This window comes from Pseudomonas sp. B7(2017), from assembly GCF_002112745.1.
Lineage (GTDB): Bacteria > Pseudomonadota > Gammaproteobacteria > Pseudomonadales > Pseudomonadaceae > Aquipseudomonas > Aquipseudomonas ekonensis.
Window position 1 is genome coordinate 232,728 of sequence record NZ_NEIP01000005.1, and the last position, 21,866, is coordinate 254,593.

Genomic DNA, 21,866 nt, shown 5'->3' on the forward strand with positions numbered 1-21,866 from the left:
TGACACATCGATGCCGGATGGGCCGCCGCCATCGCGAGCAGGCTCGCTCCCACATTGAAATGCGGCGCGCACGTGTCGATGCGCTCACCGCAGAACCGCCCGGTTCCCCGCCTGCGACACCCCGCCGCGCCACGACCTTGGTCGACACTGACTAACCGCGGCACTCGTGCCAGACTGTCTGACCGGGCACAGGTCCGGGCGTGTTCTGTCGGGAGTGCTCATGTCGTTGTCCACCGGGCTGATTGCCATCGTCGCCCTGGCCTATATGGCCATCATGTTCGCCATCGCGTTCTACGGCGACCGCCGCAGCGCGCCGCTGCCGCCGCGGATGCGGGCCTGGGTGTACAGCCTGTCGCTGGCGGTCTATTGCACCAGCTGGACGTTCTTCGGCGCGGTCGGCCAGGCCGCCGAACAGCTGTGGTCGTTCCTGCCGATCTACCTGGGGCCGATCCTGCTGTTGCTGGGCGCCCCGTGGGTGCTGCAAAAAATGGTGATGATCAGCAAACAGGAGAACATCACCTCCATCGCCGACTTCATCGCCGCCCGCTACGGCAAATCCCAATCTCTGGCGGTGGTCGTGGCGCTGATCTGTCTGGTCGGCGTCCTCCCCTACATCGCCCTGCAACTCAAAGGCATCGTGCTGGGCGTCAACCTGCTGATCGGCGCCGGCGCCGACGCCATGGGCACCCGCGCCCAGGACACCGCGCTGATCGTGTCGCTGGTGCTGGCGCTGTTCACCATCGTGTTCGGCACGCGCAACCTCGATGCCACCGAGCACCACCGCGGCATGGTGCTGGCGATCGCGTTCGAGTCGCTGGTCAAGCTGTTCGCGTTCCTGGCGGTGGGCGCGTTCGTCACGTTCGGCCTGTACGACGGCTTCGACGACCTGTTCAACCAGGCCATGCTCGCCCCGCGCCTGGAGGAATACTGGAAGGAAACCATCAACTGGCCGTCGATGGTGGTGCAGACCGGCGTGGCGATGATGGCGATCATCTGCCTGCCCCGGCAATTCCACGTCACGGTGGTGGAGAACATCGACCCGCAGGACCTGCGCCTGGCCAAATGGGTGTTCCCGGCCTACCTCGCCCTGGCGGCGCTGTTTGTGGTGCCGATCGCCCTGGCCGGTCAGATGATGCTGCCGAACTCGGTCATTCCCGACTCGTTCGTCATCAGCCTGCCGCTGGCCGAGGCGCACCCGGCGCTGGCGCTGCTGGCGTTCATCGGCGGCGCGTCGGCGGCCACCGGCATGGTGATCGTCGCCAGCGTCGCGCTGTCGACCATGGTCTCCAACGACATGCTGCTGCCCTGGCTGCTGCGCCGCAACAACGCCGAGCGGCCGTTCGAAGTGTTCCGCCAGTGGATGCTGTCGGTGCGGCGGGTCAGCATCGTGGCGATCCTTCTACTGGCCTACGTCAGCTACCGCTTGCTCGGCTCCACCGCGAGCCTGGCCACCATCGGCCAGATCGCCTTCGCCGCCGTCACCCAACTGGCCCCGGCCATGCTCGGCGCGCTGTACTGGAAGCAGGCCAACCGCCGCGGCGTGTTCGCCGGCCTCGCCGCCGGCACATTCCTGTGGTTCTACACCTTGATCCTGCCCATCGCCGCCCGCAGCCTGGGCTGGTCGCTGGACAGCTTTCCGGGCCTTGCATGGCTGGCCAGCAACCCGCTGAACCTGCCGATCACCCCGCTCACCCAAGGCGTGGTGCTGTCGCTGGCGGGCAACTTCACCCTGTTCGCCTGGGTCTCGGTGCTGTCCCGCACGCGGGTGTCGGAACACTGGCAGGCCGGACGCTTCATCGGCCAGGAAATCAGCGCACGGCAGAGCGCCCGCTCGATGCTGGCGGTGCAGATCGACGACCTCTTGAAACTGGCGGCGCGGTTCGTCGGCGAAGAGCGGGCGCGGCAGAGCTTCATCCGTTTCGCCTATCGCCAGGGCAAGGGCTTCAACCCGAACCAGAACGCCGACGGCGAATGGATCGCCCACACCGAGCGCCTGCTGGCCGGTGTGCTGGGCGCCTCATCGACCCGGGCGGTGGTGAAGGCGGCCATCGAAGGCCGGGAGATGCAGTTGGAGGACGTCGTGCGTATCGCCGACGAAGCCTCTGAAGTCCTGCAGTTCAACCGTGCGCTGCTGCAAGGCGCCATCGAGAACATCACCCAGGGCATCAGCGTGGTCGACCAGTCCCTGAAACTGGTGGCCTGGAACCGTCGCTACCTTGAACTGTTCAACTACCCGGACGGGCTGATCAGCGTCGGCCGGCCGATCGCCGACATCATCCGCTACAACGCCGAGCGCGGCCTGTGCGGCCCAGGCGAGGCGGAAGTCCACGTCGCCCGGCGCCTGCACTGGATGCGCCAGGGCCGCGCCCACACCTCCGAGCGCCTGTTCCCCAACGGCCGGGTGATCGAACTGATCGGCAACCCGATGCCCGGCGGCGGGTTCGTGATGAGTTTCACCGACATCACCGCGTTCCGCGAAGCCGAACAGTCCCTGACCAAATCCAACGAATGGCTGGAGCAGCGGGTCAGCGAGCGCACCCAGGAGCTGTCGCAGCTCAACGTGGCGCTGACCGAAGCCAAGGGCACCGCCGAGGCGGCCAACCAGTCGAAAACCCGTTTCCTGGCCGCCGTCAGCCACGACCTGATGCAGCCGCTGAACGCGGCACGGCTGTTCTCCGCCGCCCTCTCCCACCAGGACGACGGCCTGAGCCCGGAGGCGCAGAAACTGGTGCAGCACCTGGACAGCTCCTTGCGCTCGGCCGAGGACCTGATCAGCGACCTGCTGGACATTTCCCGCCTGGAGAACGGCAAGATCAATCCGGACCGCAAGCCGTTTGCGGTCAACGAACTGTTCGACACCCTCGGCGCCGAGTTCAAGGCGCTGGCCCAGGAACAAGGCCTGAATTTCCGCGTGCGCGGCAGCCGCCTGCGCATCGACAGCGACAGCAAGCTGCTGCGGCGGATCCTGCAGAACTTCCTCACCAACGCTTTCCGCTACGCCAAGGGCCCGGTGCTGCTGGGCGTGCGCCGCCAGGCGGACGAAGTATGCCTGGAGGTGTGGGACCGCGGGCCGGGCATTCCGCTGGACAAGCAGCAAGTGATCTTCGAGGAATTCAAGCGCCTCGACAGCCACCAGACCCGCGCCGAAAAGGGCCTGGGCCTGGGCCTGGCGATCGCCGACGGCCTGTGCCGGGTGCTCGGCCACACGCTGCGCGTGCGCTCCTGGCCTGGACGCGGCAGCGTGTTCAGCGTCAGCGTGCCGCTGGCCCGCACGCAAGCGGCGCAACCGGGCGTCGTGCCCGAGCTCAACGGCAAGCCGCTCGGCGGCGCGCAGGTGCTGTGCATCGACAACGAGGACAGCATCCTGATCGGCATGAACAGCCTGCTGACCCGCTGGGGCTGCCAGGTGTGGACGGCGCGCAACCGCGATGAGTGCGCAGCGCTGCTGCGCGAGGGCATCCGCCCGCAATTGGCGTTGGTGGATTACCACTTGGATCACGGCGACACCGGCACCGACCTGATGGCGTGGCTGCGCACGAACCTGGGCGAACCGGTGCCCGGCGTGGTGATCAGCGCCGACGGCCATCCGGAGACGGTGGCGCAGGTGCATGCAGCGGGACTGGATTACCTGGCCAAACCGGTGAAGCCGGCGGCGCTGCGGGCGTTGTTGAGTCGGTACCTGCCGCTGTAGCGGTCAGCCGGGTTAGGTGGCGGCAGTACGGACGCCATCGCCAGCAGGCTGGCTCCCACAAGGGACCGCGGGTGGCCGCAGGGTTCCTGCACACCACTAATCCCTGTGGGAGCTGGCTTGCCAGCGATGGCGGCGGCGAAGGCCTGTGGGCCTATTCCGGCAATTCGACCAGGCCGTCCGCGTCGGTCATGGCGCGTTCCAGCAGGTCCGCCGGCAGGCTCTTGCTGGCCCGGGCGCCGAGCAGCTTGAGCTGTTCGCTGCGGCTGACCAGGTTGCCCCGGCCCTCGGTCAGTTTGTTGCGCGCGGCGCTGTAGGCCTTGTCCAGTTGCTGCAGGCGGTTGCCGACCTCGTCCAGGTCCTGGATGAACAGCACGAACTTGTCGTACAGCCACCCGGCGCGCTCGGCGATTTCCCGGGCGTTCTGGCTCTGGCGCTCCTGCTTCCACAGGCTGTCGATCACCCGCAGGGTGGCCAGCAGCGTGGTCGGGCTGACGATCACGATGTTGCGGTCGAAGGCCTCCTGGAACAGCGTAGGCTCGGCCTGCAACGCAGCGGAGAACGCCGCTTCGATCGGCACGAACAGCAAAACGAAATCGAGGCTGTGCAGGCCCTCCAGACGCTTGTAGTCCTTGCCGGCCAGGCCTTTGACATGGCTGCGCAGGGACAGGACGTGCTGTTTCATGGCGGCCTGGCGCAGGCCCTCATCGTCGGCGGCGACGGACTGCTGATAGGCGGTCAGGCTGACTTTGGAGTCGACCACCACCTGCTTGTCGCCCGGCAGGTAGATGATCACGTCCGGCTGGAACCGTTCACCGTCGGGGCCCTTGAGGTTGACCTGGGTCTGGTACTCGCGGCCCTTCTCCAGCCCAGCGTGCTCCAGCACCCGCTCCAGGATCAGCTCGCCCCAGTTGCCCTGGGTCTTCTGGCCCTTGAGGGCGCGGGTCAGGTTGGTGGCTTCGTCGCTCAGGCGCAGGTTCAACTGCTGCAGCCGCTCCAGTTCCTTGGCCAGCGAGAAACGCTCGCGGGCCTCGGCCTGATAGCTTTCCTCGACGCGCTTCTCAAAGGACTGGATGCGCTCCTTCAAAGGATCGAGCAGCTGGCCCAGGCGCTGCTGGCTGGTTTCGGCGAAGCGCTGCTCGCGCTCATCGAAGATCTTGCCCGCCAGTTCGGCGAACTGCGCCCGCAGCTCGTCGCGGGAACCCTGCAGGTCATTGAGGCGTTGCTGGTGGCTGTCCTGCTGTTCGCGCAGCTCGGCGCCCAGCGAGGCGGCCTGGGCGTCCAGGCGGCGCAGCTCGGCGTCCTTGCCGGCGCGTTCGAGGTTCCAGGCATGGGCGGCGTCACGAGCGTCGTCGCGGTCGATCTGCAACAGTTCGACTTCCCGGCGCAGCGCGGCCAGTTCCACCTGCTTGGCGGTGTTGGCCTGGCCGAGGTCGACGATTTCGTCACGGCAGGCATCGAGCTGCGCGTTGAGGCCGTCCTGGGCCATCTGCGCCATCGCCAACCGTTCCTCGAGCAGCGCGATATCCGCCTGACCGATACTGGCCCGGCGCTGCAGCCGCCAGGCCAGCGCCAGCAGCGGCAGGCCTGCGCCCGCAAGGCCCAGCAGCAGGCTGGTCACGTCCATCGCCATCGTCATTCCCGCCGATCAGATAAAGCCTGAAGGTTAACCAAGGCGTCCGGTCTTGGACAGCTCAGTCTTCGAGCAAGCCAAGCTCGCGCTGCGCGCGGCGATCCCCGGCGCGGGCAGCCTGGCGCAACAGGTCCTGGCCGATGCGACGGTCCCGGGCATTGCCGCACTCGCGGCACATCAACTGGCCGAGCCGGCTCTGCGCGGCCACCACCCCTTCGCGCGCCGGCTGCTTGAGCAAGCGGCCGGCCAGGTGCTTGGCGTTGCGGCTGTCGCTCAGGCGCGGGCTGTCCAGCAGCCATTCGGCCACACGGACGGAAAATCGCTTGGGAGCGGTGACACGGGGAGATGGGGAAGGAACGGCGTCTGATACTGAGCGAAACTTCATAAAGCACTGTGGGACGAATCGGAAGGCGCGCCACTCTACTCTTTTTTTCGCACAGGTAAAGCCGAAAAAATCCCGGCACGCCCGTGCTAGAGCAAGCGCTAGGGACAATCCACAGAAGCTGTGGATAACTCAGTGGACAACCGCCCTCCAACCCCCGCAAAGCCTTGTGGAACGGGGCTCGCAGTCAAACTGACGATTTTTTCACCAGCAAAAAAAAGCGATGTTTTTCATTGACTTAAACTTTCGACGCAGGCAGCCACCGGGGTCAGGATCGTTGTGACAGCGCGGTGACAGTCTGCGCAACTAATGTGCACAAGTACCGGTTGGGCGGTTATATGGATGCGCCGTTTCGGGTCGTTTCGGCAGCCGGGCCTTCGCGACCGCTCTGGCCCGCTCGTTCGCGCGACGCCTTTGCGCGACCGCCGGTCGGAAGGCGGGCGATTTCGGGGCGAGCCTTTCCGGAATGGGCGCTGGCTGACCTGCGCAAGGACTTTTTTGTGTCTTTCGGTTTGCATTGCGCGACCGGTTCGGTTAGCATCCGCGCCGTTAGTACCAAGCTGAAAGTCAATTCCGGTCGAACACATCCTCGCGGTCAGCCTTCTCCCAAAGAAGCCTCCACCGAAAAAACAGGATCGACCCCTCGATGGTTTCCAGGTAAATCCTGCGCCGGCACAGCCTCGAACGAAGGCCAAGCGTGTCGCGACACAGCGTTACTCTGACCGAACCAACCTGCAGATTGATCAGGATCTTCACCCTGGGCCATGGACCTCTGCCCTTGCTGTGTTGCCTGTCCTCCTAAGTACCTACCTGCCAGCCCGAGCGCGCCAAACCGTATAGCGCTTCAAACTGGCTGCCTTGTTCCAGCCGGGTTCTTCGTTCGACCGATGGCGGTCGTCGTTACTGGAACGTTTTAACGTTGCACGGATCTGATCCGTGTCATATGCAGGAACACCCATAACATGTCTCATATCCAGACTCAGGATGCCATTCGCACCCTCACCAACGCTTTTGCACCGATGAACTGCCTGATCCTGGCCGCCCGCAAAGGCTGCTTCAGTTTCACCCTGGTCAACGAACACGGGATCGCCCGCCACAGCGAGCGTCTGTACCCCGATCAATACTCCAGCGCCGAACCGCTGCAGGCCGTGATCGACCGCACCCGCCAGGCACTGATCGCCTGAACGGTCGCAACGCCGCAAAAGCCAACGCCCCGCCGATAACGCGGGGCTTTTTATTGCCCGATGTTTCCCGATGGGGCCGAACCGGTTAAGTCCGATCCGGCATAACGGTTATAACGGCCGTTCGGAAATATTGTAAAAACAGGCCTTTACGCCCTGAATATGACACTACACTTCAACTCAAGCGGCATGAACCGCTTCCGGCGGGCCTGATTCGTTCCACAGCTGCCAAGCACCCGGTCAGGCCCGCCGCCACTCCAACGATCCGAGGGCTTTATGGGTATCGCCGCAAGCGAACTGTGCCGTTTCGTGATCCGTCCCACGCTGATTTACCTGGGACGCCACTGCGCCACCGCCGAATCCCTGCTGCTGGGCATCGCCGCCAGCCAGTCCGCCCTCGGCTCCGCCCTGCATGACCGCCGGGGCCACGGGCTCTACCGGATCGCCGAGCACCGTCACCAGGCCCTCTGGGATCATTACCTGGCGCTGGATCCGGAACGCGCCAGCCTGGTGCGCGGCCTGGCCAGCCAGCATGCCTTCCTCAGCGGGCCGCACCTGGAACTGACCGTCAACCTGCGCTATGCCACCGCCATCGCCTGGCTGCTGGTGGAAGAACAGAACCCTACCCTCCCCGACCCGGACGACCTGCTGGGCATGGCGCGCATCTGGCGCCAGACCTTCCAGCCCCAGGGTCGCCTGCGGGATTTCACCTGCGCCTGGCAGGCCTGTGTTTCACCGCTGAATCAAGTCGCTTGCTGACCCGCCGGTTCCGGAAGATCGTCCATCACGACGCCAATCTGGTCGGATTGTCCTACAAAACCGCTCTAACTCAAGGTATACGGGCTCTGGCGCCCGGACGAAAATGTTGGTAATTTTCGCCCCGGTGATCACCAGGAGTTCTAATAATGAAAAAAGTCATGCTCAAAACCACCCTTAGCCTTGCCGTTTCCTTGGCATCCACCCAGCTTTTCGCAAGTGGCTTCGCCATCAACGAACACAGCATCAGCGGGATGGGGACTGGGTACGCCGGGCGATCTTCTTCTGCCGACGACGCAAGCACCGTTTACGGCAACCCTGCCGGCATGTCGCGCATCAAGCGCGAACAGGTCACCGGCGGCGTTGCGTTCCTCGACGCCTCGACCGACATCAGCCACGGCAGCTCCAGCCCGAACAGCGGGAGCAACAAAGGCGACATGGTGCCCTTCACCTCCGTACCTATGGGCTACTACGTCAAGCCGATCGACGAGCATTGGGCCTTCGGCCTCGGCATGTACGTGCCGTTCGGCCTGATCACCGACTACGAAAACGGCTTCGCCGGCCGCTACTTCGGCAGCAAGTCGGAAGTGAAGGTCATCACCCTGCAGCCGACCGTCAGCTACGCCTTCAACGACAAGGTGTCGATCGGTTTCGGCCCGACCATCAACCGCATCGACGGCTCGCTGGAATCCAACCTGTCGATCACCCAGGCTGCGCCGGACGGCAAGGTCAAGATCAAGGGCGACGACACCGCGCTGGGCTACAACATCGGCGTGCTGGTGCAGGCCACCGACAGCACCCGCGTCGGCCTGACCTACCACTCCAAGGTCGACTACAAGCTCGAAGGCGACACCAAGGTCAACTACGGCGTGCTGGGCGCAATCGGCCTGGGCGCCAGCCAGAAGTACGACGCTTCGCTGAAGATCACCACCCCTGAGTCCGCCGACCTCTCGGTCACCCAGGCGATCAACGATCAGTGGAACGTCTACGCCGGCACCACCTGGACCCGCTGGAGCCAGCTGGAGAAGATCACCGTCAAGAACTCCGGCGTGCAGCCGCTGCTGGCCGGCCAGTTCGGCGAAATCACCGAAGAGCAGAACTGGCACGACACCTGGGCCTACGCCATCGGTACTTCGTACCAGCTGAACAAGGAATGGGTGCTGCGCACCGGCTTGACCTTCGACCAGTCGCCGACCAACAACGTCGACCGTTCGCCACGCATCCCGACCGGCGACCGGACCATCTTCAGCATCGGCGCCGGCTGGAGCCCGACCGACGACCTGACCATCGACGTCGCGTACTCCTACCTGAAGGAAGAGACCGTCAAGATCAACAACAGCAACGACCGTGGCCAGTCCTACAGCTCCAAGTACGACAACTCGGCCAACGGCTTCGGCATCGGCGCGACCTACCGCTTCTGATGGCCTGCGGCGAGGCTCACCCCTCGCCCACAAAAAAGCCCCGCTGTCCTGTGGACGCGGGGCTTTTTCATGCCTGCGATGTTTGGCCTGCTCGCGCTGGAGGCGGTGGATCCGGCCTCGATCCGCGACCGACCGCCATCGCCAGCAGGCTGGCTCCCACAGGGTTCTGCGGTGACCACAGCCCCCCGCATTCACCCGAAACTCCAGGAGCCAGCCTGCTGGCGATGGCGTCAGTCAGGGCGCAGCCGCAGCTCACTGCCCAAGCGGCTTGGACGCAATCGCCTTCTCGATCGCCGCCAGGAACTCAGGATCATCCGGCTTGGTCAGGCTGGAGAAATTGGCGATCACCTTGCCCTGGCGGTCGACGACGTACTTGTAGAAATTCCACTTCGGCGCACTGCTCTGCTTGGCCAGCACCTGGAACAGGTGGGTGGCGCCGTCGCCGCGAACCTTCTGCGGTTCGGTCATGGTGAAGGTCACGCCGTAGTTGGCGTAGCAGACCTTGGCGGTCTCGGCGCTGTCCTTGGACTCCTGCTTGAAGTCGTTGGACGGCACGCCGAGCATCTCCAGGCCCTGCGCCTTGTAGCGTTGATTGAGGGCTTCAAGGCCTTCGAACTGCGGGGCAAACCCGCAGAAGCTGGCGGTGTTGATCACCACCAGCGGTTTGTCGGCATAGCGTTGGCACAGGTCGATGGACTCCTTGGCCCGCAGCTTGGGCAAGGAGCCTTGCAGCAGGTCCGGGCAGTCCGCCGCCCGAACCACTCCGGTCAACGCCATCAGCAACGCAGGAACAGCACACCAGCGCATCAGCATGTCGGGCTTCCTCGGGCAGTCGTCAGACCCCGACGTTACTCGCCCACCAAGCCTCCCCGCAAGCGCTAGCAGACGCTCATGCCCAGCTGCATCAGCGCCAGGCCGCCCCGCAGCCAGCCCCACCACACCAGCGCCAGCAGCGCGGCGCCGAGCGCGATGATGGCGACCTGCGGCCACAGGCGCTTCATGCGGCGCTCATGCCCGCTTGCAGGCGCGCCACAGGGCGCTCGCGCACCGGCCAGTTCAGGGCCGCCGCCAGCAGACTCAAGAGGATCGCCACCTGCCAGATCAAGTCATAGCTCCCGGTACGGTCATACACCACCCCGCCCAGCCAGCCGCCTAGGAACGAGCCGAGCTGATGGAACAGGAACACGATGCCGCCCAGCATGGACAGGTTGCGCACGCCGAACAAGGTCGCCACCGTACCGTTGGTCAACGGCACCGTCGACAGCCACAGGAAGCCCATCGCCATGCCGAACAGGTAGGCCGACGTGGTGGTGACCGGCAGCCACAGGAACAGCACGATCACCACCGCGCGCAACAGATAGAGCACGGTGAGCAGGCGCGGCTTGGACATGCGCCCGCCGAGCCAACCGGCGGTGTAAGTGCCGAAGATGTTGAACAAGCCGATCAGCGCCAGCACCGTGGTGCCGACGGTGGCCGGCAAATGCTGATCCACCAGGTAGGCCGGCAGGTGCACACCGATGAACACCACCTGGAAACCGCAGACGAAGAAGCCGAACGCCAGCAACCAGAACCCAGAGTGCGAACAGGCTTCGCGCAGGGCTTCGGACAGCGTCTGCTCATGGCCGTGGACCGGAAGCGGCTTGTCCTTGAGCATGGCCACCAGCGGCACGATCATCGCCACCAGCAGGCCCAGCGCCAGCAAGGCCGCCGACCAGCCCAGCCAGCCGATCAGCCCGAGGGTGCCGGGCAGCATGGCGAACTGGCCGAAAGAGCCTGCGGCACTGGCGATGCCCATGCCCATGCTGCGTTTTTCCGGCGGCACGGCCCGGCCGACCACGCCGAGGATCACCGAGAACGAGGTGCCGGACAGGCCGATGCCGATCAGCAGCCCCGCGCTCAGCGACAGGCTCAGCGCCGAGTCGGACAGCCCCATGCACACCAGACCGACCGCGTAGAGCACGCCGCCGACCAGCACCACCTTCGCCGCACCGAAGCGGTCGGCCAGCGCACCGGTGAACGGTTGCGCCAGGCCCCAGATCAGGTTCTGCAAGGCGATGGCGAAGGCGAACACCTCACGTCCCCAGCCGAACTGGGCGCTCATCGGCGACAGGAACAGGCCGAAGCCATGCCGCACGCCCAACGACAACGCCAGAATCAGCGCACTCCCCAGCAACACCCAACCGCACGCACGCCACATCGAACTCATTGTTGTTCTCCAGTCACGGGTATATACCCGCTTAAAGTCGGAAAAACCGGCGTCACGCCAGTTCGTCCAGCAGTCTCAGCAAGGTTTCACGCTTCTCGGCGCCCAGTCGGTCGATCAACCGCTGCTGCGCCGCTTCCCAGGCCGGCAGCGCCGCCGCCAGCCGCTGCGCACCGGTGTCGGTGAGCTTGACGATGCGGTTGCGCATGTCTTCGCCCTCGGTGAGCGCCACCAGGCCCTCGCCTTCCAGCACCCGCAGGTTGCGGCCCAGGGTGCTGCGGTCCAGGCCCATGGCCTCGGCCAGTTCGGAGATGCTCGGTTGATCCAGCCGCTGCAGGTTGCAGAGCAGAGAATACTGGGCAACGTTGATCCCGAAGCCGTCGAGGGCGCCGTCATAATGCCTGCTGACGCCACGGGCGGCGCGACGCAGGTTGGTGCACAAACATTGGGAAGGAAGCATGATGCGTGTATATACCCGCGACTCTGTTAAATCAAGTTACATGTGGTTTTGTTCAACAACATTTCCGATGGCCGCGAAGGGGCCGATCGATCCGGTGCGGGGCCTTCAGACCAGCGCCAACCCCACCAGCACCGCCATCTCCGTCAATTCCAGCAACGCCCCGGCCGTATCGCCCGTGGTGCCGCCCAGCCGCCGCACCATCAAGCGCCGCACCCAGACGAACACCCCGACCGCCACCAGCAGCGCCACAGCGCCCTCAAGCCCGGCCACTGCCACGCACGCCAGCGCGCAGGCCGCCAACACCCACCACCCGGCCCTGCGCGGCAGGTAATCGGCCAACGCCTGACCCAGGCCGCCGGCACGCACATAAGGCGTGGTCAGAAACAGCCCCAGCAACGCAGCACGCCCGATCAGCGGGACGATGATCAGCACCAAGCCCTGCTCCTGCCCGATCACCGCCAGCAGCGCAGCGAACTTGAGCAGCAACACCAGCACCAGCGTCACCACGGCGATGGGCCCGCTGCGCGGATCCTTCATGATCGTCAGCGTGCGCTCCCGGTCGCCGAAACCGCCCAGCCAGGCATCGGCGCTGTCCGCCAGCCCGTCGAGGTGCAAGGCGCCGCTGAGCAGCACCCACGCCGTCAGCAGCAGCGCACCGTGCAACAGCGGCGGCGCACCGGCCAGCGCCAGGTCCAGCGCCCACAGGATCACGCCGAACAGCAAGCCCACCAACGGATAGAACAGCAGCGAACGGCCCAGCGCCTGAGGCGCCGGCATGCCCGGCAAGCGCACCGGCAGGCTGCTGAGGAATTGCAGGGCGATCCAGAACGGCAGCATGTCAGTCCACTTCCCGAAGCGATCCGTCGGCCTCGACGATCAACGAAAACAAGCCGCCATGACCGACCTCGACGGTAAGCAGTTGTTCACGCGGCAAGCCACGGGCCCTGGCCAGCAGCAAGCGCATGACGCCGCCATGGGTGACCAGCAGCAGCCGCTCGCCGGCGTGGGCCGCCTGCAACCGCGCCACCGCCGCCAGCACCCGCGCCGAAAAATCGCTCACCGGCTCGCCCTGCGGCGGCGTGAATGCGTACGGATCGGCCCAGAACCGCTCCAGCGCCTGGGCATCGGTTTCCATCAGGGCTGCGGCGCTCTGCCCTTCCCAGGCGCCGAAGTGCAGTTCCTGCACAGCCCCGTCCAACGTCAGCGGCAGATCCAGTTGCCCACGCAGCTCTTGCGCGAACCGCGCGCAGCGCTGCAACGGCGAGCTCACCAGGCGATCCCACGGCCCGCGCCCAACCACCGCCGCGCGCATCTGCGCCCAGCCCTTGTCGGTCAACGCGTCATCCAGGCTGCCGCGCAAGCCGCCGCCCAGCTCGGTTTCACCGTGGCGCAGCAGATCCAGGCGCAAGGTCATGCGGGGCGATCCGCCACAGCCGCTTCGGCGAACGTCGCCATCTGCCCGTGCAGGTCGCAAGCCAGGCGCAGCAACGGCACCGCCAGCGCGGCACCGCTGCCCTCGCCCAGACGAAGGCCGAGTTCCAGCAGCGGTTCGGCCTGAAGGGCTTCCAGCACATGCCGGTGGCCCGGCTCGGCGCCGCGATGACCGAACAGCAGCCACTCGCGGCAGGCCGGGTTCACACGGACGGCGACCAGCGCGGCGACGGTGCAGATGAAACCGTCCACCAGCACCGCGACGCCTTCCTGGGCACACGCCAGGTACGCACCGACGAGCGCGGCGATCTCAAAGCCGCCCAGGTTGAACAAGGTCTGCAGCGCATCGCCGCGCTGGGCCTTGTGCAAGGCCAACGCCCGCTCGATCACCTGCGCCTTGTGGCTGACGCCCTCGGCGTTCAACCCGGTGCCGGGCCCGGTCAGGTGCGCCACCGGGCAATCGAGCAAGGCGCAGGCCAGCGCACTGGCCGCCGTGGTGTTGCCGATGCCCATTTCGCCGCCGATGAACAGTTGCGTCCCTGCGGCTTTGGCCCGCAGCACACTGTCGCGGCCGGCCTGCAAGGCCTGCTCGCCCTGGGCACGGGTGATCGCCGAAGTTTCGACAAAGTTCGCGGTGCCTGGACCCAAGTTCAAATGACGCACGCCCGGCAGCTCCAGGGCCGGCGTCACCGTCCCCAGGTCCACCACTTCCAACTGCGCATCGAGCCTTCGTGCCAGCACGCTGATCGCCGCACCGCCGCTGACGAAGTTCAGCAGCATCTGCCCGGTGACCTCCTGCGGATAGGCGGAAACCCCTTCGGCCACCACCCCGTGGTCACCGGCGAAGATCGCGATCCACAACCGGTCGAGGCACGGCTTGACCTGCCCCTGCAGCCCGGCCAGCTGCACCGCCACCGCTTCGAGACGGCCGAGGGAACCGGCGGGCTTGGTCAGTTGCTGTTGTCGCGCCGCCGCCTCGGCAACGGTGTCGGCATTCACGGGTCGGCACGGGGCGCACCACCAGGCTTGGGTCATAGGGCAGGTCCTTTCAGAGTCAGGGGCAGGCCGGCGACCGTCAGCACCACACGCTGACAACGTTCGGCCAGGGCTTGATGCAGCCAACCGGCTTCATCGACATAGCGGCGAGTCAATTCGCCCAGCGGCACGACACCCATTCCGGTCTCGTTGCTGACAAAAACGATGTCGCCCGGCAACGTCGCCAGGCAGTCCAGCAGGGCTTCGCGCTCGGCGGCCAGGCGTTCGGCGTCGTCGAGCATCAAAAGGTTGGTGAGCCACAGCGTGAGGCAGTCCACCAGCAGGCAGCGCGCGGCGCCGGCGTTCTCGCGCAGCACGCGGGCCAGCGCCAGCGGCTCTTCGATCAGGCCCCATTCGGCGGGACGGCGGGCGCGGTGATGGGCCACCCGCTCGCTCATTTCACCGTCCAGCGGTTGGCTGGTGGCGATGTAGGTGACGGCCAGGCCGCTGTCGGTGGCGAGTTTTTCCGCCAGGCGGCTTTTGCCGGAGCGGGCGCCGCCGAGGATCAGTTGGAGCATGAGGACATCCTGAACAATGTACGGTGAGGCACCCGGGCTTTTCGCAGGCTCACCCGCGAAAGGCCCGGCACGGGCGAATCAGATCCCACAGAGCTGGCGCAACAACGCGGTATCCAGATGCTTGTCCACCAGGTCCGCCAGCCGTTCGATGTCCCGCTCGCGCAAGCCGTGGTAATCCACCGCCTGCACCTCGCACAGGCCCGCCCAGCGCAGCAGCGCCGCACTGGCCGCCGGCGACTCGAACAGGCCGTGCAGGTAGGTGCCGAACACCTGCCCGTCGGCACTTTGCGCGCCGTCGCAACGGCCATCGTCCAGGTGCACGGCGGCCTGTTCCAGGGCCGGCCCCGTCGTCACGCCGGCATGGATCTCGTAGCCGCTGACCTCGGCGTCTTCCAGCGCCAGGCGTCCACGGACATTGCGCAACTGCTTCTGGGCTTCGAGTTGCGTCTCGAACGCCAGCAACCCCAGCCCGGCGCTGGAGCCCGGCGCGCCTTCCAGGCCCAGCGGATCATGCACCTGCTCGCCGAGCATCTGCAGGCCGCCGCAGATACCCAGGAGTTTGCCGCCGTAACGCAGGTGCCGACAGATAGCCGCTTCCCAGCCGTTGGCACGCAGATAAGCCAGGTCGCTGCGCACGCTCTTCGAGCCCGGCAGGATGATCAGATCCGCCGGCGGGATCGCCTGGCCGGGGCCGATGAATTGCAGATCCACCTGCGGATGCAGGCGCAGCGGATCGAAATCGGTGTGGTTGCTGATCCGCGGCAACACCGGCACCACCACTTTCAGCACCTGTTCGGCCTTGTCGGCCTGGCGCCGGTCGATGCCGTCTTCGGCTTCCAGGTGCAGGTCCATCACGTAGGGCAACACGCCGACCACCGGTTTGCCGGTGCGCTGCTCCAGCCAGTCAAGGCCCGGCTGCAGCAAGGCCAGGTCGCCCCTGAAGCGGTTGATGATGAAGCCCTTGACCCGCGCCTGCTCGCTGGGCGAGAGCAGCTCCAGCGTGCCGACCAGGTGGGCGAACACGCCGCCGCGGTTGATGTCGGCGATCAGCAGCACCGGGCAGTCCACCGCCTCGGCGAAGCCCATGTTGGCGATGTCGCCGGCCCGCAGGTTGATCTCCGCCGGAGAGCCGGCGCCTTCGACCATCACCAGCGGATACGCAGCGCTGAGCCGTTCGTGGGAGGCCAGCACCGCTTGCATCGCGATGGCTTTGTAGTCGTGGTAGGCCACGGCATTCATGGTGGTGACGGCGCGCCCGTGGATGATCACCTGGGCGCCGGTGTCGCTGTTGGGCTTGAGCAGCACTGGGTTCATGTCAGTGTGCGGCTCAAGGTGCGACGCCTGCGCCTGCACCGCCTGGGCACGGCCGATCTCGCCGCCGTCGGCGGTCACCGCGCTGTTGAGCGCCATGTTCTGCGGTTTGAACGGCACCACCGCCACGCCCTGGCGGGTCGCCCAGCGGCACAGCGCGGTCACCAGCGTGCTTTTGCCGGCATCGGAAGTGGTGCCTTGCACCATGAGCGTGGTCATGCCGGTGTATCCATGGGGCGATCCTTGGCGAACGCCTGCAACGCCTGTTCGAGCCGCGCCTCGTCGGCGGCGTCGGCGGGCAGTCCGAATCGCAGGCTGCTGTTGTGGGTGAAGAGGCGCAGCAGGATGCCGCGCCGGGCCATGAACTCATGCAGCGCGGCCGCGTGTTCGGTGATCAGCCACTGGAACAGGGCACAACCGCCCTGCGGCCTGAAGCCGTAGCGCTCCAGCAGCGCGGCCAGCCGTTCGCTGGCCTCGTCGCTGCGGATGCGCTGGCGGGTGTGGCCTTCGGTGTCCAGCAGGCACGCCTGGCCCAGCACCCGGGTCGGGCCGCTGACCGCCCACGGGCCGACCTGTTCGGCCAACAGCCTGAGCAGCTTGCGCTCGGCCAGCACAAACCCCAGCCGCACCCCGGCGAGGCCGAAGAACTTGCCGAACGAGCGCAGCACGATCAGGCCGACCTGATGGGCATGGGGCGCCAGGCTCAGCTGGGGGGTGTTGTCCATGAACGCTTCATCGACCACCAGCCAGCCGCCCCGCTGGGCCAGCCTGGCGTGCCAGTCGAGCAGCCGCGCCGGGGTCAGGCTCAACCCGGTGGGGTTGTTCGGGTTGACCACCACCAGCACATCGAGGCTGTCGAGAAAGAAATCGACTTCCTGCTCCAGCACCTCCCGCACGATGTAGCCGCTGCGGCGCCAGGCTTCGGCGTGCTCGGCGTAGCAAGGCGACAGCACGCCGACCTTGCCGGCCCGGCGCAGGCGCGGCAGCAACTGGATGGCCATCTGCGAGCCGGCCACCGGCAGCACGTGCGCGGCGCCGTAGTAATCGCAGGCGGCCTGCTCCAGGCCGTCGTCGGTTTCCGGCAACCGGGCCCAGGCCCGCAGCGGAATGTCCGGCACCGCAAACGGCCACGGCGCAAGGCCAGTGGACAGGTCGAGCCACTCCGGCTCGGCGATGCCGTACTCGATCGCCGCCCTGCGCAACCGGCCGCCGTGCTCAAGCATAGAATTCAGCCCCCACGCAAAGGATCAGCAGCCACAACCATACCCCGCGCTGCACCAATTGCCAGCCACGGTCGATGGAATCGGCATCCGCCGGCACGCCCTCGCCCAACTGCGGGCGCTCGTGCAGTTCCCCCTGATAGACCGCAGGGCCGCCCAGCTCCACGCCCAGCGCACCGGCGCCGGCGGCCATGACGGGGCCGGCGTTGGGGCTGTCCCACTTCGGCCCCTGGGTGCGCCAGCACTTGAGGGCCAACCGGGTCTTGCCCAGCAGCGCGTAGGTCAACGCCACCAACCGCGCGGGAATGTAGTTGAGCACATCGTCGATTTTCGCCGCCGCCCAGCCAAAGCGCTCGAAGCGTTCGTTGCGGTAGCCCCACATGGCGTCGAGGGTGTTGCTCAAGCGATAGAGCACCACGCCCGGCGCGCCGGCCACAGCAAACCAGAACAGCGCGGCGAACACGGCATCGCTGCCGTTCTCCAGCACCGATTCGGTGGCGGCGCGGGCGACGGCGGTGCTGTCCAGCTCGCTGGTCTGGCGGCTGACCAGATACCCCACGCGCTTGCGCGCCTCCTCCAGATCATCGCTGCGCAAGGCCTTGGCCACCGGCTCGACGTGCTCGCCGAGGCTGCGCATGCCGAGGGCGCAATACAGCGCGAGGATCTCCACGATCCAGCCCATGTAAGGCGCCCACGACAGCGCCGTGGCCAGCAGGGTCAACGGCAGCACCACGATCACCCACGCGGTCACGCCATGGCTACGCCAGCCGCGGCCTGCGGCATTGAAGCGTTGTTCGACGCGCCCGGCGAAACGGCCGAACGCCACCAGCGGATGCCAGCGCTTCGGTTCACCCAGCAGCGCATCCAGCGCCACGGCGGCGACACTCAACAACGCCACACTCATTGATTCACTCCCCATTGGTTTTCGTACAGCAGCTCATCGAGCGGACGCGCCTGCGCCCACCCTTCGAGCACCAGCATCGGCGCCGGATAGAATGTCTTGACCGGCCCCAGGCACAGCACCGCCAACGGCTTGGCCCCCGCCGGCAGGTTGAGCAGGTCGGCCAGGGCCTGGGGCTCGAACAGCGACACCCAGCCCATGCCCAGGCCTTCGGCGCGGGCGGCCAGCCACAGGTTCTGGATCGCACAGGACAGCGACGCCAGGTCCATTTCCGGCAGCGTGCGGCGGCCGAAGATGTGCCGCTCGCGGTCATCCCCCAACGCGGCCACCAGCACTTCGGCGCAGTCGCCGATGCCTTCGACCTTGAGCTTCATGAACTCGTCGCTGCGCTCGCCCAGGGCTTCGGCGGTGCGCACCCGCTCCTCTTCCACCAGCGCCTGGATCCGGCCACGCAACGTGCGGTCGCTGATGCGGATGAAGCGCCACGGCTGCATCAGGCCGACGCTGGGCGCCTGATGGGCGGCCTCCAGCAGGCGGCGCAGCAGTTCGGGCTCGATCGTGCCGCCCGTGAAGTGGCGCATGTCGCGGCGTTCGGCGATGGCGCGGTAGACGGCGTCGCGTTCGGCCGGGGTGTAGGCGTTGTCGCTCATGGCCGCTGCACGAGCAGGCTCGCTCCCACTGCGGATCGCGGCTCGCCGGGGACGGCCGCAGCCTGGCGGTCGGGCGCCAGCAACGCGGCGATCGCCGACGGATTGGACGGGAAATAAAAGTGCACGTAGGACGCGGTCATCCGCCCTTCCCGGTACACCGCCTCGGCACCGCGCCCGCCGTTGGGGCTTTGGCCGCGAGCGATGGGCGCAAGCCCGGTGGTGGTCAGGGAATGGTGGTAGGTGTGGCCGCGCAGCGTGCCTTCCGGCAGGTCGACGGCCTGCAGGGCCAACGCCGCCAGACGCTTCTGCATCACCGCATCGCCGCTGAGCAGGCCGGCCAGTTCGGCACGGGTGCCGCTGACGTCGGTCAGCGAATCGAGCAGATAAAGCATGCCGCCGCATTCGGCGAGCAACGGTTTGCCGGCGGCATGATGGGCGCGGATCGCCGCCAGCATCGGCGTGTTCTGCGCCAGCGCCTCATGGTGCAGTTCGGGGTAGCCGCCCGGCAGATAGAGGCTGTCGGCATCCGGCAGCGCCGCATCGCGGATCGGCGAGAAGAAGCGCAGCTCGGCCCCCATCGCCCGCAGCAGATCGAGGCTGGCGCCGTAGGTGAAGGCAAACGCCTCGTCCCGGGCGACGGCGATCCGCACGCCTTGCAGCAGGGGTTCGACCTCCAGCGGCTCGGGGGCGGCAAATTCGACCGGCGGCGGCAGCGCGACCTCGCAGCTGTCCGCCAGGGCCTGCGCAGCGGCGTCGAGGCGCAGGTCCAGGTCATTGAGCTCGCTGGCCTGCACCAGGCCGAGGTGACGGCTCGGCAGCTCGATCCCGGTTTCCCGGGACAGCGCGCCGTACCAGCGCAGGCCTTCGGTGAGGCTGCCTTCCAGCAGTTGCGCATGGCGCACGGTGCCGACGCGGTTGGCCAGCACCCCGGCGAACGGCAGGTCCGGCTGATAGCGCGCCAGGCCCAGGGCCAGCGCACCGAAGGTCTGGGCCATGGCGGTGCCGTCGATCACGCCGAGCACCGGCACGCCGAAATGCCGCGCCAGGTCGGCGCTGGACGGCGTGCCGTCGAACAGGCCCATCACGCCTTCGATCAGGATCAGGTCGGCTTCGGCGGCGGCTTCCCACAACAGGCGGCGGCTTTCCTGCTCGCCGACCATCCACATGTCCAACTGATAGACCGGCGCACCGCTGGCGCGCTCGAGGATCATCGGATCGAGAAAGTCCGGGCCGCACTTGAACACCCGCACCTTGCGCCCGTGATTGCGGTGCAGGCGGGCCAGCGCGGCGGTGACGGTGGTCTTGCCCTGGCCCGAGGCCGGCGCGGCGATCAGCACCGCCGGGCAGTGACGAGGCTGATTCAAAGTTCGACGCCTTTCTGGGCTTTGATGCCGGCCTGGAAGGCGTGCTTGACCATGCCCATTTCGGTGACGGTGTCGGCCATCTCGATCATTTCCGGCTTGGCCGCGCGCCCCGTGACCACCACGTGCTGCATCGGCGGACGGGCCTGCAAGTCGCTGAGCACCTGATCGAGGTCGAGGTAGCCGTGCTTGAGGGCAATGTTCAGTTCGTCGAGCACCACCAGCCCGATGGACGGATCGCGCAGCAACTGACGGGAGACTTCCCACGCGGCTTCGGCGGCGGCGATGTCGCGCTGACGGTCCTGGGTCTCCCAGGTGAAGCCTTCGCCCATCACGTGAAAACGCACCTGCTCGGGGAAGCGGCGCAAGAACAGTTCCTCACCGGTGCTGTTGCGGCCCTTGATGAACTGCACCACGCCGCACTGCATGCCGTGGCCCATGGCGCGGGCGAGCATGCCGAACGCCGAGCTGCTCTTGCCTTTGCCGTTGCCGGTGAGCACCAGCAGCAGGCCGCACTCGTTCGGCGAATTGGCGATGCGTTCGTCGATCACGGCTTTTTTGCGCTGCATGCGCGCCAGGTGGCGCTCGTCACGCTCGGTGGTATCAGTCATGGGGGAGCTCTCCGTTGAGGCTGGGTAACGGCGGGCGGGCACAAGAATAGACGGCGACAAGCCTGGCATCGCCCACCGTGATGCCGTTGGATGGATCAGGCCGGTCTCCGGGCTCATGAGCGGCGCAAGGCCAGGCTGCGCGCCTTCCCGCGTCGTCGGACGCAGTGGCATCAGGCACAGCTTTCACTCATTTACCGTTGCGGGGGCAGCGCCGGGATCGCGGTCGCTCCACTGTGGACATGCGACCCTCACCGGCTTCCCTGTTTCACTCTGTCGACAGCCGCCACAGAGCACCTGAAACAAGCCGCGAAGGTTAGAGGGTTGGGGGTGGAGCGTCAAATGAAGCGGGCCTGGGGCGACGAAAAAATGCCGCCGATCAATTAACTGACGCCAATCTTGTGCCACACTGCCATGAGTGATATCAAAGAGCCATGCTTTTTGACTGCAGAGAGCACATCACAATAACAAGGGAGCGCACCATGCAAGGCATGATCATCAGCAATCCGCGGCTGGAATTCCTGCGCCCGGTGCTGGAACGCTGGTTTGACTGTATCGACCGCTACAACGCCGTGCGCGGCGACAACGACACCCCTTACTGGCACGACGAAAAGGCCAACCTGGGTCTGCTCTCCGCCGCCGCCTGGATGGCCGAGCTGGTGACGCTGCGCGACACCGCCACCCGCAAGCAGAACGAGGACGGCGAACGCAACGCCCGCGCCGACCTGTTCCTGGCCGGCACCGACGACCGCGCCTACATCCAGGCCACCCAGCGCTGGCCCCGGGTCAACAGCCTCAACCTGACCCAGGCGCTGCACGACATCACCAGCGACGCCAAACGCATCAGCTACGCCAGCGACCTCAAGCTCGGCTGCCTGTTCGTCTCGCCGCAAAAGGCCCAGCACAGCGCCAGCCCCGAAGAACTGCAGGACATGGTCGACGACCTGCAAAAGGAACACACCTGCGCTGTGGCCTGGTACTTCCCGTACGCCTACCGAAAATTGCGCAGCGAAGCCGGCAACTACCATCCGGGCATCGCCGTGCTGTTCAAGGAGGCGCGCGGCTGAACGCTTGAACCATCGGGGTCGCCCATGCCTCTATGATTGA

21 protein-coding genes and 1 riboswitch are annotated in these 21,866 nt (G+C 66.5%); of the genes, 5 read left to right on the top strand and 16 right to left on the bottom strand.

The window, feature by feature from the left end:
- Positions 1-220 precede the first annotated feature (220 nt).
- A complete protein-coding gene (locus CAG29_RS12370) occupies positions 221-3,691 on the top strand; it encodes a hybrid sensor histidine kinase/response regulator (RefSeq protein WP_085577705.1) in 3,471 nt (1,156 codons plus the stop codon).
- Positions 3,692-3,842: 151 nt separating this feature from the next.
- Here CAG29_RS12370 and rmuC read toward each other — a convergent pair whose 3' ends face one another.
- Together rmuC and CAG29_RS12380 are read right to left on the bottom strand one after the other, a co-directional pair.
- Positions 3,843-5,207 (bottom strand): DNA recombination protein RmuC, encoded by a 1,365-nt coding sequence (rmuC, locus tag CAG29_RS12375; protein WP_170930046.1) that lies wholly within the window; start codon positions 5,205-5,207, stop codon positions 3,843-3,845.
- Between the two features lie 175 nt (positions 5,208-5,382).
- Positions 5,383-5,706 carry a hypothetical protein gene (locus tag CAG29_RS12380; RefSeq protein ID WP_085577707.1) on the bottom strand — a complete coding sequence of 108 codons (324 nt, stop codon included), beginning with the start codon at positions 5,704-5,706 and terminating at the stop codon, positions 5,383-5,385.
- Positions 5,707-6,665: 959 nt separating this feature from the next.
- On the opposite strand from CAG29_RS12380, the gene CAG29_RS12390 reads away from it, so the two are divergent.
- From CAG29_RS12390 to CAG29_RS12400, 3 genes are all read left to right on the top strand, one after another.
- Positions 6,666-6,887, top strand: coding sequence for a hypothetical protein (locus CAG29_RS12390; protein WP_085640198.1), 222 nt, complete (start codon positions 6,666-6,668; stop codon positions 6,885-6,887).
- A 273-nt stretch (positions 6,888-7,160) separates the two neighbouring features.
- Complete coding sequence (locus CAG29_RS12395) at positions 7,161-7,643, top strand: hypothetical protein (RefSeq protein WP_085577709.1); 483 nt, start codon at positions 7,161-7,163, stop codon at positions 7,641-7,643.
- Positions 7,644-7,789: 146 nt separating this feature from the next.
- Positions 7,790-9,061, top strand: a complete 1,272-nt coding sequence (locus CAG29_RS12400) for an OmpP1/FadL family transporter (RefSeq protein ID WP_085577710.1) — start codon at positions 7,790-7,792, stop codon at positions 9,059-9,061.
- Between the two features lie 252 nt (positions 9,062-9,313).
- On the opposite strand, the gene CAG29_RS12405 is transcribed toward CAG29_RS12400, so the two are convergent.
- The 14 genes from CAG29_RS12405 to cobO all read right to left on the bottom strand — a co-directional run bounded on the left by CAG29_RS12405 (position 9,314) and on the right by cobO (position 20,762).
- On the bottom strand, positions 9,314-9,874 hold the full coding sequence (locus CAG29_RS12405) for a glutathione peroxidase (RefSeq protein WP_085656326.1): 561 nt from the start codon (positions 9,872-9,874) through the stop codon (positions 9,314-9,316).
- 65 nt (positions 9,875-9,939) lie between these two features.
- Positions 9,940-10,062, bottom strand: a complete 123-nt coding sequence (locus tag CAG29_RS28770; protein ID WP_256575694.1) for a hypothetical protein — start codon at positions 10,060-10,062, stop codon at positions 9,940-9,942.
- Complete coding sequence (locus CAG29_RS12410) at positions 10,059-11,258, bottom strand: MFS transporter (RefSeq protein WP_170930047.1); 1,200 nt, start codon at positions 11,256-11,258, stop codon at positions 10,059-10,061. The genes CAG29_RS28770 and CAG29_RS12410 overlap by 4 nt, the downstream gene beginning before the upstream one ends.
- Positions 11,259-11,319: 61 nt before the next feature.
- A complete protein-coding gene (locus tag CAG29_RS12415; RefSeq protein ID WP_085577713.1) occupies positions 11,320-11,724 on the bottom strand; it encodes a MarR family winged helix-turn-helix transcriptional regulator in 405 nt (134 codons plus the stop codon).
- Between the two features lie 105 nt (positions 11,725-11,829).
- On the bottom strand, positions 11,830-12,561 hold the full coding sequence (locus CAG29_RS12420) for an adenosylcobinamide-GDP ribazoletransferase (RefSeq protein WP_085577714.1): 732 nt from the start codon (positions 12,559-12,561) through the stop codon (positions 11,830-11,832).
- A 1-nt stretch (position 12,562) separates the two neighbouring features.
- Positions 12,563-13,138, bottom strand: a complete 576-nt coding sequence (gene cobC / locus CAG29_RS12425) for an alpha-ribazole phosphatase family protein (protein WP_085577715.1) — start codon at positions 13,136-13,138, stop codon at positions 12,563-12,565.
- On the bottom strand, positions 13,135-14,190 hold the full coding sequence (gene cobT, locus CAG29_RS12430) for a nicotinate-nucleotide--dimethylbenzimidazole phosphoribosyltransferase (protein ID WP_085631197.1): 1,056 nt from the start codon (positions 14,188-14,190) through the stop codon (positions 13,135-13,137). The genes cobC and cobT overlap by 4 nt, the downstream gene beginning before the upstream one ends.
- Positions 14,187-14,708 carry a bifunctional adenosylcobinamide kinase/adenosylcobinamide-phosphate guanylyltransferase gene (gene cobU, locus CAG29_RS12435; RefSeq protein WP_085640207.1) on the bottom strand — a complete coding sequence of 174 codons (522 nt, stop codon included), beginning with the start codon at positions 14,706-14,708 and terminating at the stop codon, positions 14,187-14,189. Before cobU ends, cobT begins: the two co-directional genes overlap by 4 nt.
- Before the next feature lie 78 nt (positions 14,709-14,786).
- Positions 14,787-16,238, bottom strand: a complete 1,452-nt coding sequence (locus CAG29_RS12440; RefSeq protein WP_085694590.1) for a cobyric acid synthase — start codon at positions 16,236-16,238, stop codon at positions 14,787-14,789.
- Positions 16,235-17,242, bottom strand: a complete 1,008-nt coding sequence (cobD, locus tag CAG29_RS12445) for a threonine-phosphate decarboxylase CobD (RefSeq protein ID WP_085577719.1) — start codon at positions 17,240-17,242, stop codon at positions 16,235-16,237. The genes CAG29_RS12440 and cobD overlap by 4 nt, the downstream gene beginning before the upstream one ends.
- Positions 17,235-18,143 carry an adenosylcobinamide-phosphate synthase CbiB gene (cbiB, locus tag CAG29_RS12450; protein WP_085694592.1) on the bottom strand — a complete coding sequence of 303 codons (909 nt, stop codon included), beginning with the start codon at positions 18,141-18,143 and terminating at the stop codon, positions 17,235-17,237. Before cbiB ends, cobD begins: the two co-directional genes overlap by 8 nt.
- On the bottom strand, positions 18,140-18,790 hold the full coding sequence (gene bluB / locus CAG29_RS12455; protein ID WP_085577721.1) for a 5,6-dimethylbenzimidazole synthase: 651 nt from the start codon (positions 18,788-18,790) through the stop codon (positions 18,140-18,142). Before bluB ends, cbiB begins: the two co-directional genes overlap by 4 nt.
- Positions 18,787-20,154, bottom strand: a complete 1,368-nt coding sequence (locus tag CAG29_RS12460) for a cobyrinate a,c-diamide synthase (RefSeq protein WP_085577722.1) — start codon at positions 20,152-20,154, stop codon at positions 18,787-18,789. Before CAG29_RS12460 ends, bluB begins: the two co-directional genes overlap by 4 nt.
- On the bottom strand, positions 20,151-20,762 hold the full coding sequence (gene cobO / locus CAG29_RS12465) for a cob(I)yrinic acid a,c-diamide adenosyltransferase (RefSeq protein ID WP_085577723.1): 612 nt from the start codon (positions 20,760-20,762) through the stop codon (positions 20,151-20,153). Before cobO ends, CAG29_RS12460 begins: the two co-directional genes overlap by 4 nt.
- Positions 20,763-20,842: 80 nt before the next feature.
- Positions 20,843-21,075: riboswitch (cobalamin riboswitch) on the bottom strand.
- Positions 21,076-21,241: 166 nt separating this feature from the next.
- Between cobO and CAG29_RS12470 the strand changes: the two genes are divergently transcribed.
- Entirely contained in the window at positions 21,242-21,826 is a 585-nt protein-coding gene (locus CAG29_RS12470; protein ID WP_085694594.1) for a hypothetical protein, read from the top strand.
- Positions 21,827-21,866: the final 40 nt, after the last annotated feature.